Origin of the sequence: Roseibacterium elongatum DSM 19469 (genome assembly GCF_000590925.1) — a bacterium.
Lineage (GTDB): Bacteria > Pseudomonadota > Alphaproteobacteria > Rhodobacterales > Rhodobacteraceae > Roseibacterium > Roseibacterium elongatum.
On sequence record NZ_CP004372.1, the window covers coordinates 3086768 to 3110254 of the forward strand.

Genomic DNA, 23487 nt, shown 5'->3' on the forward strand with positions numbered 1-23487 from the left:
CCTCAAAGCCGCGCCAGACGCCCCGTCAGCAGATCGAAGAACCCGTCGGCATCGACATCGCCCATGAACATGGCATTGGGCGCACGATCCGTGACGCCCCACCAGTCGGCGACCGTCATGCCGCGCGTCAGGTCGGACTGCGTCTCGATCTCGACATTCACATGCCGTCCCGAAAAAAGCTGCGGCTTGATGAGGTAAGCGATCACGCAGGGGTCGTGCAGCGGCCCGCCCTCGCTGCCGTATTTTTCCATGTCGAAACGCTCGAAGAAATCGGTCCATTCGGCCACCGCGCGCCCGACATCGGTGCCCAGATCGCGAAACGCCTCGATCCGGGGGCGCGTGGTCAGCGCCTTGTGCGTCACATCCAGCGGCATCACCGTGATCGGAACGCCCGATTTGAAGACGATTTCGGCTGCTTCGGGATCGACATAAATATTGAACTCGGCCGCCGGGGTGACATTGCCCACCTCGAAATAGGCCCCGCCCATTAGCACGATCTCCTGCACGCGGGCCACGATCTCGGGCGCGCGCTGAAACGCGGTGGCGATGTTGGTCAAGGGACCCAGCGGGCAGAGCGTGACGCTCCCTTCAGGCTGGGCGCGCAGGGTGTCGATGATGAACTCGACCGCATGCGCCTCTTGCAGGGGCATGGTGGGCTCGGGCAACACGGGACCATCCAGGCCGGTCTTGCCGTGGATATACTCGGCCGTCACCAGATCGCGGCCCATGGGCCGGTCACATCCGGCATGGACCGCGACATCGCGCCGACCGGCCAGTTCACAGACGATGCGCGCATTGCGCACCGTCAACTCCAGCGGCACGTTGCCCGCCACCGCCGTGATGCCCAGCACCTCGACCTCTTCGGGGCTGGCCAGTGCCAACAGGATGGCCACGGCGTCATCCTGTCCGGGGTCGGTATCGATGATGATCTTGCGGGTCATGGAAAGCTCCGATGCAGGTCGAAAAATCGTGGCGCGCGGCCCGGCCGGGCGCAAGCGGTTTGCGCCGCTCTAGGCCGGGCGCGGCGGCGGACGGTTCACCAGGATCAGACCCGCCACCACCAGCCCCAGGGCGACGCCGATCTCCCACCCCACGCGTTCGTCCAGAAGCGCCCAGCCAAGGCCAACCCCGAACACCGGCGACAGGAAGGAAAACGCCGCCACCGAAGCCGCCGGGTAGATCGACAAGAGCCACAGCCAGAACAGGAACCCGGCCGAGACGATCACCACCACCTGAAAGGCCAGACCGGCCCAGTGGATCGCGTCCGGGTCGCGCAGGAGCGGCCCGAAGAGCGGCGCGGCCAGAAGCAAGAGCGGGGCCGAAACGGTCAGTTGCCAGAGCAGCTGCATCTCGGGCCGGACAGTGCTGAGCCGCGTCGCCCGCGCGCAGAGCGCAATGCCGGCCCAGGACATCGCCGCCACCAGCGCTAGGAGATCGCCCAGAAGCGCGCCCTGCCCGCCCCCGTCGCCACGGCCCAGAATGGCGATCACGACGCCGGCGAAAGCCAGCGCAAGACCGACGGATTTCACCCGCGTCAGCCGCTCGCCCGCGATCAGGACATGACCCGCCAGCGCCAGCCAGATCGGCATGGTGTAGAAGATGACCGAGACCCGCGTGACGGTGGTGTAATCCAGCGCGACGAAAAGGCAGAGAAATTCGACCGCGAAGAGCGTGCCGATCAAGAGGCCGGGGCCGGTCGTGCCTGGTGCCAGCGACACGGTCAGGTTCCGCAGGCGCATCCAGCCATAGATGCACAGCGCCGCCAACGCCGAGCGCAACCCGGCGAAAAAGATCGGCTGCAACCCCTCGTTCGTGACCTTGATGACCACCTGGTTGAAGGCCAGGAGCAGGGCAAAGCCGGTCAGCGACACCGCGCCGAAGGCGTCGATCTGCGATTTCTGCGGCATGGCGGCCCCTTGGTGCTGCGGCGCGGGTCCCCTTGGCGCCGCGCGCGCCATGGCCTGCGCCCTCGTGTGCGCCATGTCAAGCCACCCGAGGCACCCGGTCGACCGGACGCGTGGACTCGCGGGTCATGCCGCGTATGGGCTTCCCTCGCGCGGGCAAATCCCGTAACCCTCGTGCCCGCCTGCAGGCGGTTCGAGCGACAGATACCAGGAACGGGGGCCGCGCCGATGAGCGACACGATCGAAGACCGCTGCGAGGCCAAGGGCCTGCGCATGACCGATCAACGCCGTGTGATCGCACAGGTGCTGGAACGCTCGGACGACCATCCCGATGTCGAGGAATTGTACGCCCGCGCCACCGCCCGCGATCCGCGCATCTCGATCGCGACGGTCTATCGGACGGTCAAGCTGTTCGAGGAATCGGGCATCATCGAGCGGTTGGAATTCGGCGACGGGCGCGCCCGCTACGAGGATGCCGAACGCGACCACCACGACCACCTGATCGACATGAATTCGGGCGAGGTGATCGAGTTCGTGGACCCCGAGATCGAGGCGCTGCAGGAAAAGATCGCCGAAAAGCTGGGCTATCGGCTGAAGGGCCACAAGCTGGAGCTTTATGGCGTGCCGATCAAGAAAAGCTGAGGGATTGCGCCGGGCCTGCGGCCCGTCGCCCCGCGCGGGCTGCGCCCGCATGGGGGGCTCTGCCCCCGCCGCCTGCGGCGGCTCCCCCGGCATTTTCGGGGGATAAAGATGAGGTGATGCTGCGCCCGATATCCACTCGGGCCGACAGGTCTTGAGGCAGGTCAAATCGCCAGGGCCCGGTTCGTGCGATGTCTGCCCCGACAGGAGCCGCACCATGCCCGAGACGGTTTTTCGCACCGAAGGGATCACCAAGACCTACGATACCGGAGAGGTAAAGGTTCACGCCCTCGCCGGTGTGGACCTGGAATTGTTCGCCGGCGAGCTTGCGGTTCTGCTGGGGCCGTCCGGGTCGGGAAAATCGACCTTGCTGAACATCCTTGGCGGGTTGGATCATGCAAGCGAGGGGCGCGTGTGGTTCCGCGATCTCGATCTGACCGATCTGGGCGACCGGGCGCTGACGCGCTATCGGCGCGACCATGTGGGGTTCGTGTTCCAGTTCTACAATCTGGTTCCGTCGCTGAGCGCACGGGAGAATGTCCAACTGGTCACGGATGTGGCGCCCGACCCGATGCGCGCCGCCGAGGCGCTGGAGCTGGTGGGCCTGGGCCACAGGCTGGATCATTTCCCGGCCGAGATGTCGGGCGGCGAACAGCAGCGGGTCGCCATCGCGCGCGCCATCGCTAAGCGGCCCGAGGTGCTGCTGTGCGATGAACCGACCGGCGCGTTGGACAGCAAGACCGGGGTGCAGGTGCTGGAGGTTCTGAAAACGATCAACGACCAGTTCGGCACCTCGACCGTGGTCATCACCCATAACGCGATGATCCGGAAAATGGCGCATCGCGTGATCCGCTTTGCCGATGGCAAGATCGCCGGGGTCGAGGTGAACGACACGCGCCTGGCCCCGCACGAGATCGACTGGTGACGCGGATGCAGGCACTGGATCGGAAATTGCTGCGGGATTTCAGACGCCTCTGGGTGCAGGCGTTGGCGATTGCGCTGGTGCTGGCCTGCGGCGTGGCCATCCTGCTGACGGCGGTGGGCATGCACACCGCCCTGACCGACACGCGCGATGCCTATTACGAGCGCAACCGATTTGCCGACATTTCGTCGAGGCGCGCCGCGCCCCGGTGACGCTGATGCCTGAGATTCTGGCCATTCCCGGCGTCGTCACGGCCGAGGCCCGCGTCGCCGGCACCGCGGTTCTGGATCTGCCGAACCGGACGGAAACCGCCGTGGGGCGTATCCTGTCCTGGCCCGAGAGCGACGCACCGCTGCTGAACGTGCCGATCCAGCGCACGGGCACGACCCCGCGGCCGGGCCGCGCCGACGAGGTCATGGTGACCGAGCCCTTCGCCGAGGCCAACGGGTTTCAGATCGGCGACAGCTTCATTGCCAATATCAATGGCCAGGCCCGCGCGTTGACGATCACGGGTACCGTGCTCAGCCCCGAGTTCATCTACACCATTGGGCCCGGCGCGCTGATGCCCGACAACGAGGGCTTCGGCATCATCTGGATGTCCGAGCCAGCCGTCGCCGCCGCCTATGACATGGCCGGGGCGTTCAACGCGCTGTCCCTGCGTCTGGCCGCCGATGCGCGCCCGGCCGAGGTGCTGGACCTGCTCGACAGCCTGCTGGAGCCCTATGGCGGCCTCGGCGCCTATGGGCGCGACCGGCAGCAATCGGACAGTTTCGTCTCGGCCGAGATCGACCAGCTCAGGGGCATGGCGATGGTCGTGCCGCCGATCTTCTTCGCGATTTCGGCCTTCCTGGTGGGCATGGTGATGAGCCGGATCGTGGCGCTGGAACGGGCGCAGATCGGCCTGCTCAAGGCCCTTGGCTATTCGGACCTGGAAGTTTGCGTGCATTACCTGATGCTGGCCGGCCTGATCGCCTGTTTCGGCATTCTCATCGGCTGGGGGGCCGGCACCTGGATGGCGCGCGGGATGGCCAGCCAATATGCGGCCTTCTTCGATTTTCCCTACCTGATCTTTCGGGTCCCGGCCTGGGTCTATGCGATGTCGGGTCTCGCGGCGCTGATCACGACCTTGCTGGGCGCGGTGCGCGCGGCACTGGCGGCGGCGCGGCTGGCGCCGGCCATCGCCATGCAACCGCCGGCCCCGCCGCGGTTTCGACGCTCGGTCATCGACAGCGTCATGGCCGCCCTGCGCCTGAGTCAGAGCACCATCATGGTCCTGCGCAGCATCATCCGCTGGCCGGTACGTTCGGGGCTGACGGCGCTGGGGATCGGCTGTGCCGTGTCCACCGTGATCGCGTCGAGTTTCATGTATGATGCGCTGGACGAGATCATGGACATGGCCTTTTACCAGGCGAACCGGCAGGATGCGATGCTGCTGTTCAATGGCGATCTGCCGGAAACCGCCCTGCCCGACATCCTGCGCCTGCCCGGCGTCCTGCAGGCCGAGCCGCAGCAGTTTCACGCCGCCGTCCTGCGCAACGGCCCGCGGGAAAAGACCGTCTCGCTCGAGGCGCGTCACCCCGATGCCAGCCTCAGCCGGGTGATCGGCGCCGAGGGGCAGGTCATCGTCGCCCCACCCGGCGGCATCCTGTTGGCCGAGCGGTTGGCCGGGCATCTCGATCTGGGGGTTGGCGACACGGTCGAGGTCGCGTTCCTGACGGGACGCCGCGAAACCCACGAGATGATCGTCACCGGCCTGGTCGAGCAGTATTTCGGTCTCGGGGCCTATGTCGATGCAGGGTTCATGGACGCGACCTTTCGACAAAGCGCGCGGATGAACGTGGCCAACCTGATGATCGACGAGGATCAACTGGATGCGCTGCACGCCCGGCTGCAGGACATTCCCGCCCTGTCGGGCCTGATCATGATGACGGATACAAGGACCAGTTTTCTGGAGACGATCAATGAAAACGTGGTCATCGTGAACGGTGTCTATGCCACGATCGCGATCCTGATCTCGGTGGGGGTGGCCTATAATGCCGCGCGCATCCAGATGTCCGAGCGCGCGCGCGAATTGGCCAGCCTGCGCATCCTGGGCTTTACCCGTGGCGAAGTCTCGATGATCCTTGTGGGCGAGATCATGCTGCTTGCGCTGCTGGCGCAGCCGATCGGCTGGCTGCTGGGGGCCTGGATCGCGCAGGCCATGTCGAATTCCTTTACGTCGGACCTTTACGGTATCCCTCTGGTGCTGGAGGCCGACAATTTCGCCTATGCCAGTCTTGTCGTGCTGGGGGCCTGTCTGGCCTCGGTCCTGGTCGTCCGCCGCCGGATCGACCGGATGGACCTGGTGGCCGTCATGAAAACGCGGGAGTGATACCCATGAGCCTGAAACCCCGAACGATCCTGACCGTCGCGCTTGGCGCTGCCGTGCTGGGGGCGCTCCTCTTCGTCGCCCTGCGCACCGAGCCGGTCGCGGTCGATCTGCACCACGTCTCGGTGGGACCGATGGACGTGACCATCGACGCCGATGGACAGTCCCGCATCCGCGACATCTACGAGGTGGCGGCCCCCATCGCCGGCACGGCGCTGCGGGCACCGGTGGCGGTCGGCGACCCGGTGGTGGCGCAGGAAACCGTCGTGGCGCAGGTCGAACCGATCCGGCCGTCGCTCCTGGATGCGCGCACGCGCGCCCAGGCCGAGGCCGCCGTGGACGAGGCCGCCGCAGCGCTCGAGGTGGCGCGCGCCCGATCTGGTGCGCGCTCAGGAAGAGCAGACCTTTGCCCAGATGCAGTTCGACCGCACGCAGGCGCTGGTGGAACGGGGCGTGACCAGCCTGACGCAGCTCGAGACCGCGACGCAGCAAGTGGCGCTGGCCGAGGCCGCCGTGGCGGCCGCGCGGTCGCGCATCACCATGTCCGAGGGCACATTGGTGCGGGCAGAGGCGGCGCTGGTCGGCCCCGAGGCGGGTGGCGCTGGCTCGGGCGGATGCTGCGTGACGCTGACCGCGCCTGCCGACGGGGTGGTGCTGTCCATCGCCACGATCAGCGAGCACCCGGTTCTGGCCGGCGCCCCGCTTGTCACGGTGGGCGACCCGGCGGATCTGGAAATCGTCGCCGACCTGTTGTCGTCGGATGCGGTGCGCATCGGTCCCGGCACCCGCGCGCGGGTCGAGCGTTGGGGCGGTGACACCACGCTCGAGGCCGTGCTCGACCGGATCGAACCGGCGGCCGAAACCCGCGTTTCGGCGCTCGGCATCGAGGAACAGCGCGTCGATGCCATTTTCTCGATCACCTCCCCGCCCGAGGGGCGGCCGGGCCTTGGCCACGGGTTCGCGGTCTTTCTCAGGATCGTGGAATGGGAAAGCGACGCGGCCCTTCAGGTGCCTTTGGGGGCACTGTTCCGTCGCGGCGAAGACTGGGCGGTTTTCGTGGTCGAGGACGGTATCGCGCGCGAGCGGATCATCCAGATCGGCCAGCGTGGCGCGCGCATGGCCGAGGTCACCGGCGGGCTGGAGGAAGGGGCGGCGATCATCACCCACCCCAATGACGCCATCCGTGACGGCGTGCCCGTGGTGGACCGCGAAACGCTCTGAACACTCAGATCAGCGGCAGGGCCCGGCGCACCAGCACGTCAAGGTCCTTCTCGTGGCCGCTCTGCGCGTGACCCTTGAGGGCCTCGCGCATCTCGGGGCCCCAGAAATCCCGCAGGTGCCCCGCGACCCGCTCGGCCTGATCCGCGCCGGGCTGGGAGTGGAAAAACGTGGCGATCTGGTTCGCCATGCGCACAAGCTTGTCAGGCGACATCGGTGTCCCTCCTTTGGATACGATGGGGGTGGGCGTAGATCTCGACAGCCCCGCGGCGGGCAAAGGCCGCCAGCGTCAGCCCCGCCCCTTCGGCAAGACGCAAGGCATGGGCGGTGGGTGCGGAGACGGCAATCAGCGTCGCGCAACCGGCCAGAACGGTCTTCTGCACCATCTCGACCGAGACGCGGCTGGTCAGCACAATGGCACCGCGCGCCGGGTCCATGCCCGCGCGCACCAGGGCGCCGATCAGCTTGTCCAGCGCGTTGTGGCGGCCCACATCCTCGCGGGCCATCGCCATCGCCTGCCCCGGGTGCAAAAAGCCCGCCGCGTGAACGGCATGGGTGCGGTCATGCAGCGGCTGCCAGGCGCGCAGAAGGTCGGTTGCGGCGACAACCTCGTCCGAGCCGAACCGCACCCCCGCCCCCAGTTCAGGCAGCGGCCGCAAAGCCTGATCCAAGCTGTCGATCCCGCACAGGCCACAGCCCACGGGCCCCATCATGGCACGACGCCGGTCCCCAAGCGCCGCGGCGATCTGGTCGGGCACCCACAGCCGCGCCTCGATCCCCTGATCCAGCGCGATCACCTCGATCCGCTCGATCTGGTCGGGTCGGGCAAGGCCCTCGGTCAGGGCAAATCCGGTCGCGAAATCCTCGAGATCGTCCGGGGTCGCCATCATCACCGCTTGCGTGGACCCGTTCACGGTGATTGCGATCGGAACCTCTTCGGCCAGGGTGCGCGCCACCTCGCGCGCCCCATCGGGGCCGAGCGCCAGGCCGCGCGCGCTATGGGAGGTCGCGCGCATCCTCACTCTGCCGCCGGCATCACGCGGCGGGCGCGCCGCGCGCGGTCTTCATAGTCTTCCTGCCAGGCGGTCGGGCCGTTCGACGGGCTGACTTGTACCGCCGTCACCTTGTATTCCGGGCAGTTCGTCGCCCAGTCCGAGAAATCGGTGGTGATGACATTGGCCTGCGTGCCGGGGTGATGGAAGGTCGTGTAGACGACACCGGGGCTGACGCGGTCGGTCAGCGTCGCGCGCAGGCTGGTCTCGCCCGAGCGGCTGGCAAGCTTGACCCAATCGCCCTGGGAAATGCCGCGGGTTTCGGCATCGTGGGGGTGGATCTCCAGCACGTCTTCCTGGTGCCAGACGGTGTTGTCGGTCCGCCGTGTCTGTGCGCCCACGTTGTATTGCGACAGGATGCGCCCCGTGGTCAGCAACAGCGGGAAACGCGGGCCGGTTCGTTCCTCGGTGGCGACATACTCGGTGATCATGAACCGCCCCTTGCCGCGCACGAACCCGTCCACATGCATGATCGGCGCGCCATCGGGGTGCTCGTCGTTGCAGGGCCACTGGACCGAGCCGCGATCCTCCAGCATCTCGTAGGTCACATTGGCGAACCCGGGGGTTGTCGCGGCGATTTCCGCCATGATTTCAGATGGATGAGCGTAATCCCACCCGGCCCCCATCGCATTGGCCAGAAGCTGCGTGATCTCCCAATCGGCATAGCCGTTACGGGGCGCCATCACCCGGCGCACGCGGTTGATGCGCCGCTCGGCATTGGTGAAGGTCCCGTCCTTTTCCAGAAAGGTCGAGCCGGGCAGGAATACATGCGCGTAATTCGCCGTCTCGTTCAGGAACAGGTCATGGACGATGACGCAGTCCATCGCCGCCAATCCGGCGGCCACATGGCGCGTATCGGGGTCCGATTGCAGGATATCCTCGCCCTGACAATACAGCCCCTTGAACTGCCCCGAGGTCGCGGCATCGAGCATGTTGTTGATGCGCAGCCCCGGCTCGGGGTCGATCTCGACACCCCAGGCCTGTTCGAAAATGGCGCGCACATCGGCGTTCTTCACATGGCGATAACCGGGCAACTCATGCGGGAAACTGCCCATGTCGCAGGCGCCTTGCACGTTGTTCTGCCCGCGCAGCGGGTTCACGCCCACCCCCTCGCGTCCCAGATTGCCCGTCAGCATGGCAAGGTTCGCAATCCCCATCACGGTGGTGGAGCCTTGGCTATGCTCGGTCACGCCAAGGCCATAGTAGATTGCCCCTTTGCCCCCCGTGGCAAAGGTGCGGGCGGTGGCCCGCAACGCCTCTGCCGGGACGCCGGTCAGCGCCTCGACCGCCTCGGGCGCGTGGCGGGGGTCCGAAACGAAGGCGGCGTATTCGGTGAACTCGTCCCAGTCGCAGCGTTCGCGGATGAAGGCTTCGTCATACAGCCCCTCGGTCACGATCACATGGGCCATGGCGGTCACCACGGCCACGTTCGTGCCGGGCCGCAGGGCGAGGTGATGCGCCGCCTCGACATGGGGCGTTTTCACCAGGTCGATGCGGCGCGGGTCGATCACGATCAGCTTGGCCCCCTGCCGCAGCCGCTTCTTCAGCCGCGAGCCGAAGACCGGGTGCCCATCGGTCGGGTTTGCCCCGATCACCATGACCACGTCGGCATGCTCCACGCTGTCGAAATTCTGCGTGCCCGCGCTGGTACCAAAGGCTTGGCCCAGGCCATAACCCGTGGGCGAATGGCACACCCGCGCGCAAGTGTCGGTGTTGTTGTTCAGGAACACGCCGCGCGCCAGTTTCTGCACGAGGAATGTCTCCTCATTCGTGCAGCGCGACGAGGTGATGACGCCGATGGCTTTGCGCCCATGCTTTTCCTGCAGCCCGCGCAGGCGATTGGCGGCAAAGCCGATCGCCTCCTCCCAGCTGACCTCGCGCCATGGCTCGTCGATCGAGTCGCGGATCATCGGGCTCAGGATGCGGTCGGGGTGGCTGGCATAACCCCAGGCAAACCGCCCCTTCACGCAGGAATGGCCGCGATTGGCCTCGCCGTTCTTGTGCGGCACCATGCGCACCAGCTCGTCGCCATTGAGGTCCGCCTTGAAGGAACAGCCCACTCCGCAATAGGCGCAGGTGGTGATGACCGAGCGTTCGGGCGTGCCCAACGCGATCACGCTGTTTTCCTGCAAGGTCGCGGTCGGGCAGGCCTGCACGCAGGCCCCGCAGCTGACGCAATCGGATGACAGGAAATCGTCCAGCGGGCCGCCGGCCTTGACCCGGCTGTCAAAGCCGCGCCCCTCGATCGTCAGCGCGAAGGTGCCCTGCACCTCTTCGCAAGCGCGGACGCAACGGTTGCAGACGATGCATTTCGCCGGATCATAGGTGAAATACGGGTTGCTTTCGTCTTTGGACTGCCACAGCGGGTTGGCCTCGCCGCTGGTGTCGCGTGGGGTCACGTGGTTGGCGAGGGCTGCGTTTTCCGGCGCTTCGTAGCGCACATCGCGCAGGCCCACGACCCCGGCCATGTCCTGCAACTCGCAATCACCGTTGGCCGCGCAGGTCAGGCAATCGAGCGGATGATCGGAGATGTAAAGCTCCATCACCCCGCGGCGGATCTTCTTCACCTTCTCCGATTGCGTCCGCACGACCATGCCCGGAGCCACCGGTGTCGTGCAGGAGGCCGGCGTGCCGCGCCGCCCCTCGATCTCGACCACGCAAAGACGGCAGGAGCCGAACGCCTCCAGGCTATCCGTCGCGCAGAGCTTGGGAACCCCGATCCCTGCCAAGGCGGCGGCGCGCATGACCGACGTGCCCTCTGGCACCGTCACCTCGACCCCGTCCACCGTCAGCGTCACCGGCGTGCCGCTTTTGGCGGGCGTGCCAAGGTCGCGGTCGTCATCCCATGGAATGATGAAATCCTTCATGTGACACCGGCTCCCTGCTTCATCTTGGCCGAAAAACTCTGGGGGGTTCGGGGGGCAAAGCCCCCCGACCGGTCGCTGCCGCAGGCAGCGAAACACCTCATTGTGCCGCCTCGCGGGCCGTGCCGAATTCCTCGGGGAACAGTCTCAGCGCGCTGAGCACCGGGTACGGCGTGAAGCCCCCCAGCGCGCAGAGCGAGCCATCCTTCATCGTCTCGCACAGATCCACCAGCAGCGGCACGGCCGAGGCATCGCCTTGCGCCACCCGGTCCAGCGTTTCGACGCCGCGCACCGCCCCGATCCGGCAGGGCGTGCATTTCCCGCAGCTTTCCACCGCGCAGAACTCCATAGCAAACCGCGCAAGCCCCAGCATGTCGGCGCTGTCGTCGAACACGACGATGCCCGCATGGCCGATCAGCCCCCCTGCCCCGTCGAAATCCTCGTAGCCGAAGGGGGTGTCGAATTGATCGGGCGCGAAATAGGCGCCCAAAGGCCCGCCCACCTGCACCGCCTTGACCGGGCGCCCGGTGGCGGTGCCGCCGGCGACCTCCTCGATCAACGCGCCCAAGGGCATGCCGAAGGCGGTCTCGAACAGCCCGCCGCGCGCCACGTTCCCGGCGATCTGAATGGGCATGGTCCCCTTCGACCGGCCCAGCCCGAAGCCTGCGTAATGGGCCGCGCCCTTCTCGAAGATCACGGGGATCGTGGCCAGCGACAGTACGTTGTTGACCACGGTGGGCCGCCCGAGAAACCCCTCCAGCGCGGGCAGCGGCGGCTTGGCGCGCACCACGCCGCGCTTGCCCTCGAGACTGTTGAGCAGCGAGGTTTCCTCGCCGCAAACATAGGCGCCGGCCCCGACGCGCAGTTCAAGCTCGAACCGGCGGCCCGAGCCCATGACGTCGCCCAGCAGACCGGCCGCGCGAGCGATGTCGATGGCCTGCTCCATGACCGCGATCGCATCAGGGTATTCCGAGCGGGTATAGATGTAGCCCTGCGTCGCCCCCGTCCCGAGGCCCGCGATCACCATCCCCTCGATCAGGGTGAAGGGATCGCCCTCCATCAGCATCCGGTCGGCAAAGGTGCCGCTGTCGCCTTCGTCGGCATTGCAGATGATGTATTTCCGTGCGCCGGGGGCAAGGCGTACCGTGTCCCACTTGATGCCCGTGGGAAAGCCAGCCCCCCCGCGCCCGCGCAACCCGCTTTCCTTGACCTCGTCGACGATGTGTTCGGCGCTCATCCCCAGGGCACGGCGCAGACCGGTCAGGCCGCCATGGGCCTCGTAGTCCTTGAGCGAAAGCGGGTCGACAACACCCACCCGGGCGAAGGTCAGACGGGTCTGGCGGGCGAAGAACGGGATCTCTTCGACCGGGCCGAGCCCCTCAACTGCGCCGTCGAAAAATTCACCCACCATGTCAGGGGACATCGGGCCATAGCCATGGCGCACCCCGTCGCGCTCGACCTCGAGCAGCGGCTCGAGCCAGATCATGCCGCGCGATCCTGTACGCGTCAGCGACACCTCGACCCCGCGCGCCGCGGCCTCGGCCATGATCGCGGCGGCGACCTCTTCGGCCCCAAGCGCCTTGGCGGCGGCGTCGCGCGGCAGGAACAGCTTCATGCCGTGATCTCCGCCACCAGCGCCTGCGCCTCGGCGCGACCCTTGAGCTTGCCGTTCACCATTGCCGCAGGCGCGCAGGCGCACAGGCCCAGGCAATAGACCGGCTCGACCGTGATGCGCCCATCGGCCGAGGTCTCGCCCCAGCCAAGGCCCAGAAGCGACAGCACCCTGTCACCAAGCGCTGCGCCCCCCATGGATTGGCAGGCCTCGGACCGGCAGATTTTCAGCACGTGCCGTCCGGCGGGTTCGTCGCGAAAATCGTGATAGAAACTGATCACGCCATGCAGTTCGGACTGCGTGATGTTCAGCGCCTCGGCGATCGCCGGACGCACCTGCATCGGGATGCAACCGAAGACGTGCTGAAGATCATGCAGGATGGGCAGAAGCGGCCCCTCGCGGTGCCGGTGGCGGTCAATGATTTGCATGACCCCGTGGGGCGGATCGGTCTGGCTGGCAGGCATGCGTGGCTCCGGTCGTCGTCTGCATACCAGCGTCCACCGTCGATCATCCAATTTCAATATCGGATTTTCGTCAGCCGATTGAAAAACTCAATGAAAGGGCTGCGACCGGTCATGTGTCGAAAGCGTCCGCTTCGTCGGCTCGGACCAGCCTGCCGGCCTCTTTCACCAGGGGCCTCGGGTCACCAATGTGTGTGGTTCGCGATAGGGCGCGACCAATCCCACCGACGGGGCGGCCCGCTGTTCCTGCAAAGCGACGATTCGCAGGTCCGTGCCCGCCGACAGGAACCGCGCCATGTCCGCGGGCAGGATCGTCACCCAATCGCCCTGCAACACATGCGCCACCAGAACGACGGTCGAGTTGCTTTCGACGCGGGCCTCAGGCTCGACACCGGCCTCCATGAAATTCTGGTTGATGATGCGGCGGTTCTGCATGTCCGGCGTCAGCAGGCACAAGCGACACCCGGCCAGATCGGCCCAGGCAAGGCGATCTCGGTCCGCCAGCGCATGATCGGAGCGACAGACCAGCGTGTAGCGCTCGGCATAGATCGGAACGGTGGTCACGCGCCCCAGCGGCTCGTTGTCGAGATACGAGATGCCCGCGTCGATTTCGAGGTTTTCGAGCATGGTCAGGATCTCGGCCGAGGTGCGCGACAGGATGGTGAATTCGAGGTTCGGATGCACCTGAGAGAACCGCGCCGAAAGCGCCGCCGCCCAGGTCAGCGCGGTGGGAATGACGGCCAGGCGCACATGTCCGGTCAACCCGTGACGGGCGGTGCGCATTTCCTGACGAAAGGCGCGGGCATCCCCCACCAGTTGCCGCGCCCAGATCAGGGCGCGCTGCCCCTCCGGCGTCAGCCCGCCATAGCGATGGCCACGAAAGATCAGCTGCACGCCCAGCATTTCCTCGAGCTGCTTGATCCCGGTCGACAGCGTCGGTTGCGTGATGCCCAGGCTTTCGGCGGCGCGACCGAAATGCCCCTCGCGGGCGACGGCGATGAACATTTCAAGCTTGTGGATCATGACCACGATCTTGCAATCGCGCAGGCCAAGTTCAATCGAAAATGTCGATCAACCCAGACGGGCCGGCTCGAGGGCGGGCAGGATCGTGCCCTCGCAGCGGCCAAAACCGATGCGATAGGGCCCATCGCACCACCCTTTGAGGGTCACGCTGTCGCCATCGCACAGAAAACGGCGCGGCCCCGCACGCGTCTGGATCGGGTCGCGGCCATTCCATGTCAGTTCCAGCAGCGACCCCTGGCTGCCCGGCCCGGGGCCTGAAATCGTGCCCGACCCCAAAAGATCGCCCGTCTCCATCGGGCACCCCGACAGGGCATGATGGGCCAGTTGCTGGGCCGCCGAGTAATACATGTGGCGATAGTTGGTGCGGCTGATCTTGACGGGATCGCCGCCTTGCGGTGCAAGCTCGACCTCGAGGCAGATGTCGAAATTGTTGGGCGCGTCCTCGTGCAGATAGGGCAAGAGGGGCAATTCACGCGGGGGCGTTTCAGTGCGAAACGGCGCCAACGCCTTGCAGGTCACGATCCATGGGCTGATCGAGGTGCCGAACGCCTTGGACTGAAATGGCCCGAGCGGCTGGTATTCCCAGACCTGGATGTCGCGCGCCGACCAGTCGTTCAGCAGGACATGGCCGAAGATCATGTCATAGGCCTGTGCCGTGGTGACGGGTTGGCCCATCGGGTTGCCGACCCCGATGACAGCGCCCAACTCCAACTCGATATCCAGCCGCGCGCTCGGGGCCAGTTGCGGCGCGCTGTCCTCGGGCGGTTTCACCTGCCCCAAAGGACGGCGGATCGGGGTGCCCGAGACCACGACGCTCGAAGCGCGACCGTTATAGCCGATGGGCACATGCAGCCAGTTGGGCATCAGGGCATTTTCCGGGTCGCGGAACATGCTGCCGACATTGGTGGCATGCTCACGCGAGGCGTAGAAATCGGTGTAGCTGCGCACGAAGACCGGCAGATGCATCTCGGCCCCAGCCTGCGGCACAAGCGGCACATCGCGGGTCGGCGCACGCGCATCCAGCAGATCGGCCAGCATCGCCCGCGTGGCCGACCATGCCGCCGGGCCAAGCGCCATGAAGGGGTTCAGCACCCCTTGCGCGAACACGCGGGCGCCGGGGCTGGGTTCGATCACGCCATCGGCTTCGAGGGCGGTGACATCGACGATCTGGTCGCCAATGGCGACGCCTACACGGCGGGTGCCATCCGCCTCGGAGAAGACGCCCCAGGGCAGGTTCTGGATCGGAAAATCGCAATCCGGGTCATTGGCGCGCGCGACCCAACTGCGGCGGTCCGGATCATGGGTGGCGTTCAGGGGTGGCATGACGTGGTCCTCGGCTGGTCGGAGCGGGGCGGCGGCGGCGGCCATCGGCCCGAGCCTCACCCCTGATGCACCCGGATGCAAGCGCCCGCAGACCCGGCCGCCTGGCGGCAGCAGGAAAAGGGCCTGCACCAGATGGCACAGGCCCTTTCCCGGATCGCGATCGGGTCTGTCAGCGGATCACATCACGTCGAAACGGTCGGCATCCATCACCTTGGTCCAGACGGCGACGAAATCCTTCACGAATTTCTCTTGCGCGCCGTCCTGGGCATAGACCTCGGCATAGGAGCGCATGATCGAGTTCGAGCCAAAGACAAGGTCCACGCGGGTGGCCGTCCATTTCACGTCGCCGGATGTGCGCTCGACGATCTCGTAGAGGTTGTTGGCGGTCGGCACCCACTTGTAGGCCATGTCGGTGAGGTTGACGAAGAAATCGGTCGTCAACGCGCCTTCGCGGTCGGTGAAGACACCGTGCTTGGTCCCGCCATGGTTGGTGCCCAGCGCGCGCATGCCGCCCATCAGACAGGTCATCTCATGCGCGGTCAGGCCGAGCAACTGCGCGCGGTCCAGCAGCATTTCCTCGGGGCTGACGGCATAGTCCTGCTTCAGCCAGTTGCGGAACCCGTCGGCCAGCGGCTCAAGCGGATCGAAGCTGTCGGCATCGGTCTGCGCGTCGGTGGCATCGCCACGGCCCGGCGTGAAGGGCACCGCGACGTCAAAGCCTGCGGCCTTGATGGCCTGTTCCAGACCCACGTTACCGGCCAGCACGATCACATCGGCGATGGACGCGCCGGTGTCCGCCGCGATCGGCTCCAGCACCGAGAGGACCTTTTGCAGGCGCGCAGGCTCGTTGCCTTCCCAGTCCTTCTGCGGGGCCAGACGGATGCGTGCACCGTTGGCGCCACCGCGCATGTCCGAGCCGCGGTAAGTGCGCGCGCTGTCCCATGCGGTCGAGATCATCTCGGCGACCGACAGACCGGCATCGGCAATCCTGGCCTTCACCGCGTCGACATCGTAGTCGGTGGTGCCGGCCGGGATCGGGTCCATCCAGATCAGGTCTTCGGCGGGAACCTCGGGGCCGAACCAACGGGCCTTGGGGCCCATGTCACGGTGTGTCAGCTTGAACCAGGCCCGGGCGAAGCAGTCGCGGAAGTACTCGTGATCCTCGGCGAACTTTTCGCAGATGGCGCGATAGGCCGGGTCTATCTTCATCGCCATGTCGGCGTCGGTCATGATCGGGTTGTGCCGGATCGAGGGGTCCGAGGCGTCGACGGGCTTGTCCTCTTCGCGGATGTCGATCGGCTCCCACTGGGTGGCGCCGGCCGGCGACTTCTTCAACTCCCACTCGTAGCCGAAAAGCAGCTTGAGATAGCCGTCGTCGAACACGGTCGGGTTGGTCGTCCAGGCCCCTTCGATGCCCGATGTGACCGCTTTGGACGCCAGGCCGCCCATATGCGGGTTGTCCCAGCCAAGGCCCTGCAATTCGACCGGCGCGGCCTCGGGCTCGGCGCCGAGGGCCGCGGCATCGCCATTACCGTGGCATTTGCCGACGGTGTGCCCGCCCACGGTCAGCGCGGCGGTTTCCTCGTCGTTCATGGCCATGCGGGCGAAGGTTTCGCGCACCTGTCCGGCCGTCTTCAGCGGGTCGGAGACGCCGTTCACCCCCTCGGGGTTCACGTAGATCAGGCCCATCTGGACGGCGGCCAGCGGGTTTTCCATGGTCGAGGGCTTGTCGACATTCTCGTAGCGCTCGTCCGAGGGGGCCAGCCATTCCTTCTCGGCGCCCCAGTAGACGTCTTTTTCGGGGTGCCAGATATCCTCGCGCCCAAAGGCGAAGCCGAAGGTCTTGAGGCCCATCGACTCGTAGGCCACGTTCCCCGCCAGGATGAACAGGTCGGCCCAGCTGACCGAGGTGCCGTACTTCTTCTTGACGGGCCACAGCAGGCGACGCGCCTTGTCGAGGCTGGCATTATCGGGCCACGAGTTCAGGGGCGCGAACCGCAAGTTGCCGGTCCCGGCCCCGCCACGGCCATCCGCCAGACGGTAGGAGCCCGCGGCATGCCACGCCATGCGGATCATGAAGCCGCCGTAATGGCCCCAATCCGCGGGCCACCACTCCTGACTGTCGGTCATCAGGGCATGCAGATCGGCCTTGAGTGCATCGACATCTAGCTTTTCAAGCTCCTTGCGGTAGCTGAAATCTGGGCCCAGTGGATTCGTCTTGGTGTCATGCTGGTGCAGGATGTCGAGGTTCAGCGCATTGGGCCACCAATCCATCACGTCCGAGTTGTGATGCGTGGCACCGCCATGCATGACCGGGCATTTGCCGGCGGGGATGTCGGATCCGTCCATGAAAACTCTCCCTTTACGTCCTTGAGACGGGTCGAAGCAACGCGCCCCGACTTTCTGGAATCGTTCTAGCATGGCAGGTTGATTAGTTTTAGTTGGATTTCCTGATTGATGCAATAATCTGTTCTTATGATAAACCTGACCCTCAAACAGATGCGCTATTTCGAGGCGCTGACCCGGCATGGCCATTTCGGACATGCCGCAGATGCCTGCGCGATCTCGCAACCCGCCTTGTCGATGCAGATCAAGGAGATGGAAGAGGTGATGGGCACGCCGCTGTTCGAACGCGGCGCGCGACAGGTCCGTCTGACCGGCTTCGGAGAGGAGGTCGCGGCCCGCATCCGCGAGATCCTTCGCGGCGTCGAAGAGTTGAGCGATCTTGCGCGCGGCGCGGGCTACCGGTTGGCGGGGCGGCTGCGCATCGGGGTGATTCCCACCATCGCCCCCTATCTCCTGCCCCGGATCATCCCGCCTTTGACCAAGGCAACGGCGCGCTCGACATCCGCGTGCGCGAGACCGTAACGCCCAAGCTGATCGAGGAATTGTCCGAGGGACGGCTGGATACGGCCATCGTGGCGCTGCCCGTTTCGGAGGCGGCCTTTGCCGAGGTCGCGTTGTTCTCGGAGGATTTCGTGCTGGTGCGGCCGGGCGCGGATGCGAACAAACCCGTGCCCAGCCGCGACATGCTGCGTGAAATGCGTCTGCTGCTGCTGGAGGAAGGGCATTGTTTCCGCGATCAGGCGTTGTCGTTCTGCAACATGGCCAGCAGCGCGCCGCGCGAATTGCTGGATGGCAGTTCGCTGACGACACTGGTGCAGATGGTCAGCGCCGGGATCGGGGTGACCCTGATCCCGGAAATGGCGGTCGAGGTCGAGACGCGCGCAGCACAGGTTTCGATCGCGCGCTTCGACGGGCCGCGGCCCTCGCGCAAGATCGGGATGATCTGGCGCAAGTCCAGCCCGTTGGCCCCGCAATTGACCGAGTTGGCCGACCTGGTGCGCGCGGCGGGCGAAGAGATGCGCGCCACCCCGGTGGTCGGCCCGCTGGTCGGCCCCGCCTAATGCAGGGTCGCGCCCGACCAGTCCACCCCGCGCGCGCCCGACAGGAACCCGTCGGATAGCGCATGGCCCGGCTCGACCTGCTGGATTTCGGCAGTGATCGCCGCCGCATCGCGTGCGCCATCGACCAGCGCGCGGTAAAGCGTGCAGATCTCGGCAAAGCCCGAGGATTGCGGCGACAGGCGCAGCGCACTGACCCCGGCCTCTTTCAACGCGGCCACATGCGGCGCGGCGCAGGCGTAGCTGTCCGACAGGGTCTGCACCCCGTTCATGGCGAGAAAGGGCTGATCGTCCATCGTGTGCACGTCCAGCCCGTCGGGATCATCCTCGCAGGCGAATTGGCAGTTGTCCTTGGTGCGGCCATGCATCCGCGCGTGATAGCACCGCCCGGAAATCGCCAGCGGCACGCGGCCATGGCCCCAGACCTCGATGGCGACGCCCAGATCGGCCCCGGCCTTGGCCAGCACGGCGACAGAGGTCAGCGGCAATTCGGGCGGCAGGCAGACGCGGGTCGCCCCCTTTTCGGCCAGCCATGCCAGCGTGGTCTCATTGTAGACATTCACCAGCGGACCGACGGTGAACGGCGCACCCTCGGGCAGATAGGCCAGCGCGGTCAGGTCGTTGACCTCGACCAGCGCGCCCGCCTCGGCCATCTCGGCGGTCAGTTTGCGCTCTCGCTTCAGCGTGATTAGGGCAAGACTGGTCAGCACGACCTCCTTGCCCGCCTGCGCCAGGGTCTCGACGGCGTGCGGGATGCGATCCTGGTAAAAGGGCAGACGCTTGGAACACACAAGCTCGCCCAGCACGACGCGGTCCACGGGGGCGGCGGCCAGATCGTCATAGAGCGCGGCCCAGCGCCCCGCCTCCCAGAAGAATTGGTTCGGTCCGACGGTCAGTTCCATGCCCTTTTACCTCCAGGTCTTTTTGTAGGCGCCGGTCGTGGTCGCCTGCCCCTCGGACAGGCGCGCCAGCATGCCGGTCGGCAGCGGGCGCCCCGCGTCCAGCGCATCGACGGCGGCACGGAAATTGCGCACCACCTCGGCGACGTAAGAGCGCGAACGCTGCCGCCCCTCGATCTTGAGCGCGGTGACACCGGCCTTTTGCAATTCGGGCAGCAGCGCCTCGGCGTTCAGGCTGACCGGATCCTCGAACAAGTGGCCGGTTTTCTCGCCCGCGCTGAAGCACCCCTTGCACAGCGTCGGGTAAGGCGCGCTTTCACCCTTGCCGACGCGGTGGATCGTGTAGCCGCCCAGACGCGCATCCAGCACGCCCCCATGATCCTCGTATTCCACATGGCTGGCGGGCGAGCAGACCCCGTTCATGTTGGGTGAGCGGCCCGTGGCGTAGGACGACAACGAACAGCGCCCCTCGGCCATGACGCAGAGACCGCCGAAGACGAAGACCTCGGTCTCGACCTCGGTCTCCTTGTTGATGGCGGCGATTTCCGGAACCGACAGCACGCGCGGCAGCACGACGCGCTTCACGCCAAACTCGGTGCCGTAGAAATTGATCATGTCGGCATTGGCCGCCGCTGCCTGCACCGACAGGTGACGCCGCAGGTTGGGGTGCGTTTTCGCGGTATGGGCCAGCAAACCCAGATCGGCTAGGATAACGGCATGGGCGCCGCAGGCCTCGGCATCCGCCACGGCGCGGTGCCACAGCTCCTCGCCGCCCGCGCGGGGAAAGGTGTTGATCGCGACCAGCACCTTTGCGCCGTGCGATTTGGCAAAGGCGATGCCCTCGCGCATTTCCGCGCGGTCAAAGTTCAGACCCGGAAAGTTGCGGGCGTTGGTTTCATCGTTGAAGCCGCAATAGACGGTATGCGCGCCGGCCTTCACGGCGGCGCGCAGCGCGGCGGGGGTGCCTGCGGGACAGACGATTTCCATTACCATAGATCGACCTCCTCGGGTCGCGAAAGGCTGACGCCGGTGCGCCGTTCGGCGATGGCCAGCAAGTGTTTCATGGGGGCGGCGAAAGGGCCTGTCAGGCGCGCGACCTCTTCGGACAGGTCCAGTTCCGCGTCATCGACCGCGTTGCGCAGCGCCAGCGCGGCCGAGGTATCGCCCTCGATCACCAGATCGCGCGAAAAGAACAGCGCGTCGCCGTCATAGGCCCCGTGGACCAGCCCCAGCAGGGCGGCCAAGGGCCCGGCGATGCGCGCCGCACCCTGCCCTGCGCCGCGCACCACCCGGACCGAGGGGCGGCCCTTGTTGGGCTGCAACTCGATCGCGATTGGCAGGTCGGTCGGGTCGAGGACAAAGGGCGTGGTGTCATAGTCGCCAAGGCGTCGAAACAGGCCCGGATGGCTCTGGGCGACGCGGCGCGCATAGACCGTCAGTGACAGCGACAAGGGCAGCAGCGGCGCGACCCGCAGACCTAGCGCGAACGGCACCGGAAAGCGCGGGATCGGCGCACCGGACGGCGCCTCGGCAAAAGCATCGTTTGGAGACACGAGATTTCCTCTTCACGAAGAAGACAAAGGGCTCATTGCGCCTTCCTTACGCCCGAAGCTGTCAACCAAAATTGACATCCATCAAATCGGGGCAAGTTTTTTGCTGTTACGCGGACGGAAAAACAGTGCCCGATCAAAGGGAATTTCCGTGCGAAACCTGCCCCCCTTTCCAACGCTCCGCGCCTTCCTTGACTGGTGCGCGGCGACCGACCAGATGGCCCGCGTCTCCGAACCGGTGCCCATCCGCCACCGCATGACGGCGGTCCATCGCCGCGTTCTGGAAAGCAGCGGCCCGGTCCTGCGCTTCGACGCGCCGACCGATGCGCAGCAGACCCTGGGCATGCCGGTTGTCACCAATGTCTTCGGCACCACTGATCGCGTCGCGGCGGGGTTGGGCATCGGGATGGACGGCGTCGACGATCTGGGCGCGTTTCTGGCAGCGCTGCGCGCGCCCACCCCGCCCGAGGGCCTGAGCGATGCGCTGTCGCGCTGGCCGATGCTCAAGGCGGCGCTGTCCACCCGGCCCAAGACCGTCAGCCGCGCCCCCGTGCAGGACGAGGTCTTCGAGGACGCCGATGTCGATCTGTCGCGCATTCCGGTGCAGACCCATTGGCCGGGCGATGCCGGGCCGCTGATCACCTGGCCCATCGTGGTGACGCGCCCCCATGGCGGCGATGCCGCGAACCTCAACGCCTACAATGCCGGCGTCTACCGGGTGCAGGTGATCGGGCAGAACCGCGTCATCATGCGCTGGTTGCAACATCGCGGCGGCGCGGCGCATCACCGGACATGGGCGCGCGCGGGCAAAAAGACGCCCGTCGCCATTGTTCTGGGGGCCGATCCCGCCAGCCTGCTGTCGGCCGCCCTGCCCCTGCCGGAAACCGTGTCGGAACTGACCTTTGCCGGTGCGCTGAACGGATCGCGTCCACGCTTCGTCCCGGCCAGGACGGTGCCGCTTATGGTGCCCGCCGAGGCCGAGATCGTGCTTGAGGGCTGGGTGTCGCCCACCGAAACGGCCCCCGAGGGGCCCTTTGGCGACCATACCGGCTATTACAACAAGGCCGAGCCGTTTCCGGTGGCCGAGATCACCGCCGTGACGCATCGGCGCGATCCGCTTTACCTGTCCACCTATACCGGTCGCCCGCCCGATGAGCCCGCCATCATCGGCGAGGTGTTCAACCGCCTCGCCCTGCCCACGATGCGCGCCCAGATCCCGGAAATCCGCGATCTTTGGCTGCCGCCTGCGGCATGCTCGTACCGCATCGCGGTCGTGAGCATCGACAAGCGCTATCCCGGCCAAGCGCGGCGCGTGATGATGGGCCTGTGGGGGATGCTGCCGCAGTTCAGCTATACCAAGATGGTGATCGTGGTGGATGACGATATCGACCCGAAGAACTGGGATGATGTGGCCTGGGCGCTGGCCACCCGGATGGATCCGGGTCGCGACCTGATGGTGCTGGAAAACTCGCCCATGGATTACCTCGATTTCGCCTCGCCGCAGCCCGGACTGGCCGGCAAGATGGGGATCGACGCCACCACCAAGATCGAGTCCGAGACGACCCGCGACTGGGGCACGGTGATGAAAACCGCGCCCGAGGACGCGGCCTTTGCCGAGGATCTGGTGGCGCGCCTGCGCCTGGGAGGCACGGCATGAGCGCCCCCCTGACCCCGCCGCGCGTGATCCTGGGTGTCGCCGGCGCCTCGGGCGCTGTCCTCGCGCTCGAGGCCGCTCGCCACCTGCAAACCATCGGCGCCGAGATCGACCTTGTGGCCAGCACGGCCGCCGAACGCACCCTGTCCGAGGAGATCGGGCCGGACGCCTTCGGCGCATTGTCCGGCATGGCCACACGCTGCCATGAGATCGGCAATATCGGGGCGGATATCGCCTCGGGCTCGGTCCCGGTGTCGGGAATGATCGTGGCCCCCTGCTCGATGCGGTCCTTGGCGGCCATCGCCCATGGGCTGGACGACAACCTGCTGACGCGCGCCGCCAGTGTGCAGCTCAAGGAACGGCGCGGCTGGTGTTGCTGACCCGCGAGGCGCCGCTGACCCTGGCGCATCTGCGCAACATGACCGCCGCGACCGAGATGGGGGCCATCCTGATGCCGCCGGTGCCGCCCTTCTACCTGCCGCATGCGACCGTCACAGACATCGCCCGCCAGATCGCCGCGCGGGCCGTCGATCTGCTGGCCGTTGCACCGCCCGTGGCGGCCGCCTGGGGCGGGTCGGGCTGAGGGACCCGCGC

19 protein-coding genes and 2 pseudogenes are annotated in these 23487 nt (G+C 66.5%); 8 read left to right on the forward strand and 13 right to left on the reverse strand.

From position 1 onward, the window contains the following. Positions 1–2 precede the first annotated feature (2 nt). Together ROSELON_RS14980 and ROSELON_RS14985 are read right to left on the reverse strand one after the other, a co-directional pair. Entirely contained in the window at positions 3–941 is a 939-nt protein-coding gene (locus ROSELON_RS14980) for a nucleoside hydrolase (RefSeq protein WP_025313132.1), read from the reverse strand. A gap of 69 nt (positions 942–1010) precedes the next feature. Beyond that, positions 1011–1907, reverse strand: coding sequence for a DMT family transporter (locus tag ROSELON_RS14985; protein WP_025313133.1), 897 nt, complete (start codon positions 1905–1907; stop codon positions 1011–1013). Positions 1908–2132: 225 nt separating this feature from the next. On the opposite strand from ROSELON_RS14985, the gene ROSELON_RS14990 reads away from it, so the two are divergent. The 5 genes from ROSELON_RS14990 to ROSELON_RS15005 all read left to right on the forward strand — a co-directional run bounded on the left by ROSELON_RS14990 (position 2133) and on the right by ROSELON_RS15005 (position 7054). Then, positions 2133–2546, forward strand: coding sequence for a Fur family transcriptional regulator (locus ROSELON_RS14990; protein ID WP_025313134.1), 414 nt, complete (start codon positions 2133–2135; stop codon positions 2544–2546). 214 nt (positions 2547–2760) lie between these two features. Then, on the forward strand, positions 2761–3468 hold the full coding sequence (locus ROSELON_RS14995) for an ABC transporter ATP-binding protein (protein WP_025313135.1): 708 nt from the start codon (positions 2761–2763) through the stop codon (positions 3466–3468). Between the two features lie 5 nt (positions 3469–3473). Continuing rightward, complete coding sequence (locus ROSELON_RS18835; RefSeq protein WP_245605355.1) at positions 3474–3677, forward strand: hypothetical protein; 204 nt, start codon at positions 3474–3476, stop codon at positions 3675–3677. Positions 3678–3682: 5 nt separating this feature from the next. After that, on the forward strand, positions 3683–5836 hold the full coding sequence (locus ROSELON_RS15000) for an ABC transporter permease (protein WP_245605356.1): 2154 nt from the start codon (positions 3683–3685) through the stop codon (positions 5834–5836). A 378-nt stretch (positions 5837–6214) separates the two neighbouring features. Further along, positions 6215–7054, forward strand: a complete 840-nt coding sequence (locus ROSELON_RS15005) for an efflux RND transporter periplasmic adaptor subunit (protein ID WP_245605357.1) — start codon at positions 6215–6217, stop codon at positions 7052–7054. A gap of 4 nt (positions 7055–7058) precedes the next feature. On the opposite strand, the gene ROSELON_RS15010 is transcribed toward ROSELON_RS15005, so the two are convergent. The 8 genes from ROSELON_RS15010 to katG form a co-directional block, all read right to left on the reverse strand. Further along, a complete protein-coding gene (locus ROSELON_RS15010; protein WP_025313136.1) occupies positions 7059–7265 on the reverse strand; it encodes a formate dehydrogenase subunit delta in 207 nt (68 codons plus the stop codon). Beyond that, positions 7255–8067, reverse strand: coding sequence for a formate dehydrogenase accessory sulfurtransferase FdhD (gene fdhD / locus ROSELON_RS15015; RefSeq protein ID WP_025313137.1), 813 nt, complete (start codon positions 8065–8067; stop codon positions 7255–7257). Before fdhD ends, ROSELON_RS15010 begins: the two co-directional genes overlap by 11 nt. A 2-nt stretch (positions 8068–8069) precedes the next feature. Next, positions 8070–10970, reverse strand: a complete 2901-nt coding sequence (gene fdhF, locus ROSELON_RS15020; protein WP_025313138.1) for a formate dehydrogenase subunit alpha — start codon at positions 10968–10970, stop codon at positions 8070–8072. 97 nt (positions 10971–11067) lie between these two features. Then, on the reverse strand, positions 11068–12582 hold the full coding sequence (locus ROSELON_RS15025; RefSeq protein ID WP_025313139.1) for an NADH-ubiquinone oxidoreductase-F iron-sulfur binding region domain-containing protein: 1515 nt from the start codon (positions 12580–12582) through the stop codon (positions 11068–11070). Further along, a complete protein-coding gene (locus ROSELON_RS15030; protein WP_025313140.1) occupies positions 12579–13043 on the reverse strand; it encodes a formate dehydrogenase subunit gamma in 465 nt (154 codons plus the stop codon). The genes ROSELON_RS15025 and ROSELON_RS15030 overlap by 4 nt, the downstream gene beginning before the upstream one ends. 162 nt (positions 13044–13205) lie before the next feature. Then, positions 13206–14063 carry a LysR family transcriptional regulator gene (locus ROSELON_RS15035; RefSeq protein WP_038651756.1) on the reverse strand — a complete coding sequence of 286 codons (858 nt, stop codon included), beginning with the start codon at positions 14061–14063 and terminating at the stop codon, positions 13206–13208. Between the two features lie 48 nt (positions 14064–14111). Next, on the reverse strand, positions 14112–15386 hold the full coding sequence (gene fahA, locus ROSELON_RS15040; protein ID WP_038651758.1) for a fumarylacetoacetase: 1275 nt from the start codon (positions 15384–15386) through the stop codon (positions 14112–14114). A gap of 177 nt (positions 15387–15563) precedes the next feature. Beyond that, entirely contained in the window at positions 15564–17735 is a 2172-nt protein-coding gene (gene katG, locus ROSELON_RS15045; RefSeq protein ID WP_025313142.1) for a catalase/peroxidase HPI, read from the reverse strand. 126 nt (positions 17736–17861) lie between these two features. On the opposite strand from katG, the pseudogene ROSELON_RS15050 reads away from it, so the two are divergent. Further along, a pseudogene (locus ROSELON_RS15050) lies at positions 17862–18793 on the forward strand (hydrogen peroxide-inducible genes activator). Here ROSELON_RS15050 and ubiV read toward each other — a convergent pair. Genes ubiV through ubiT form a run of 3 tightly spaced genes read right to left on the reverse strand, consistent with a single transcriptional unit; the run spans position 18790 to position 21242 of the window. After that, positions 18790–19692, reverse strand: a complete 903-nt coding sequence (gene ubiV, locus ROSELON_RS15055; RefSeq protein WP_025313143.1) for a ubiquinone anaerobic biosynthesis protein UbiV — start codon at positions 19690–19692, stop codon at positions 18790–18792. The pseudogene ROSELON_RS15050 and the gene ubiV overlap by 4 nt on opposite strands. Before the next feature lie 6 nt (positions 19693–19698). Beyond that, positions 19699–20676, reverse strand: a complete 978-nt coding sequence (ubiU, locus tag ROSELON_RS15060; protein WP_025313144.1) for a ubiquinone anaerobic biosynthesis protein UbiU — start codon at positions 20674–20676, stop codon at positions 19699–19701. Continuing rightward, complete coding sequence (gene ubiT, locus ROSELON_RS15065) at positions 20676–21242, reverse strand: ubiquinone anaerobic biosynthesis accessory factor UbiT (protein ID WP_025313145.1); 567 nt, start codon at positions 21240–21242, stop codon at positions 20676–20678. Before ubiT ends, ubiU begins: the two co-directional genes overlap by 1 nt. A 148-nt stretch (positions 21243–21390) precedes the next feature. Here ubiT and ROSELON_RS15070 point away from each other — a divergent pair, with 148 nt between their 5' ends. Further along, positions 21391–22896: a UbiD family decarboxylase gene (locus ROSELON_RS15070; RefSeq protein WP_025313146.1), complete on the forward strand. Its 1506-nt coding sequence runs from the start codon at positions 21391–21393 to the stop codon at positions 22894–22896. Beyond that, a pseudogene (locus tag ROSELON_RS15075) lies at positions 22893–23476 on the forward strand (UbiX family flavin prenyltransferase). Before ROSELON_RS15070 ends, ROSELON_RS15075 begins: the two are co-directional and overlap by 4 nt. Positions 23477–23487 lie beyond the last annotated feature (11 nt).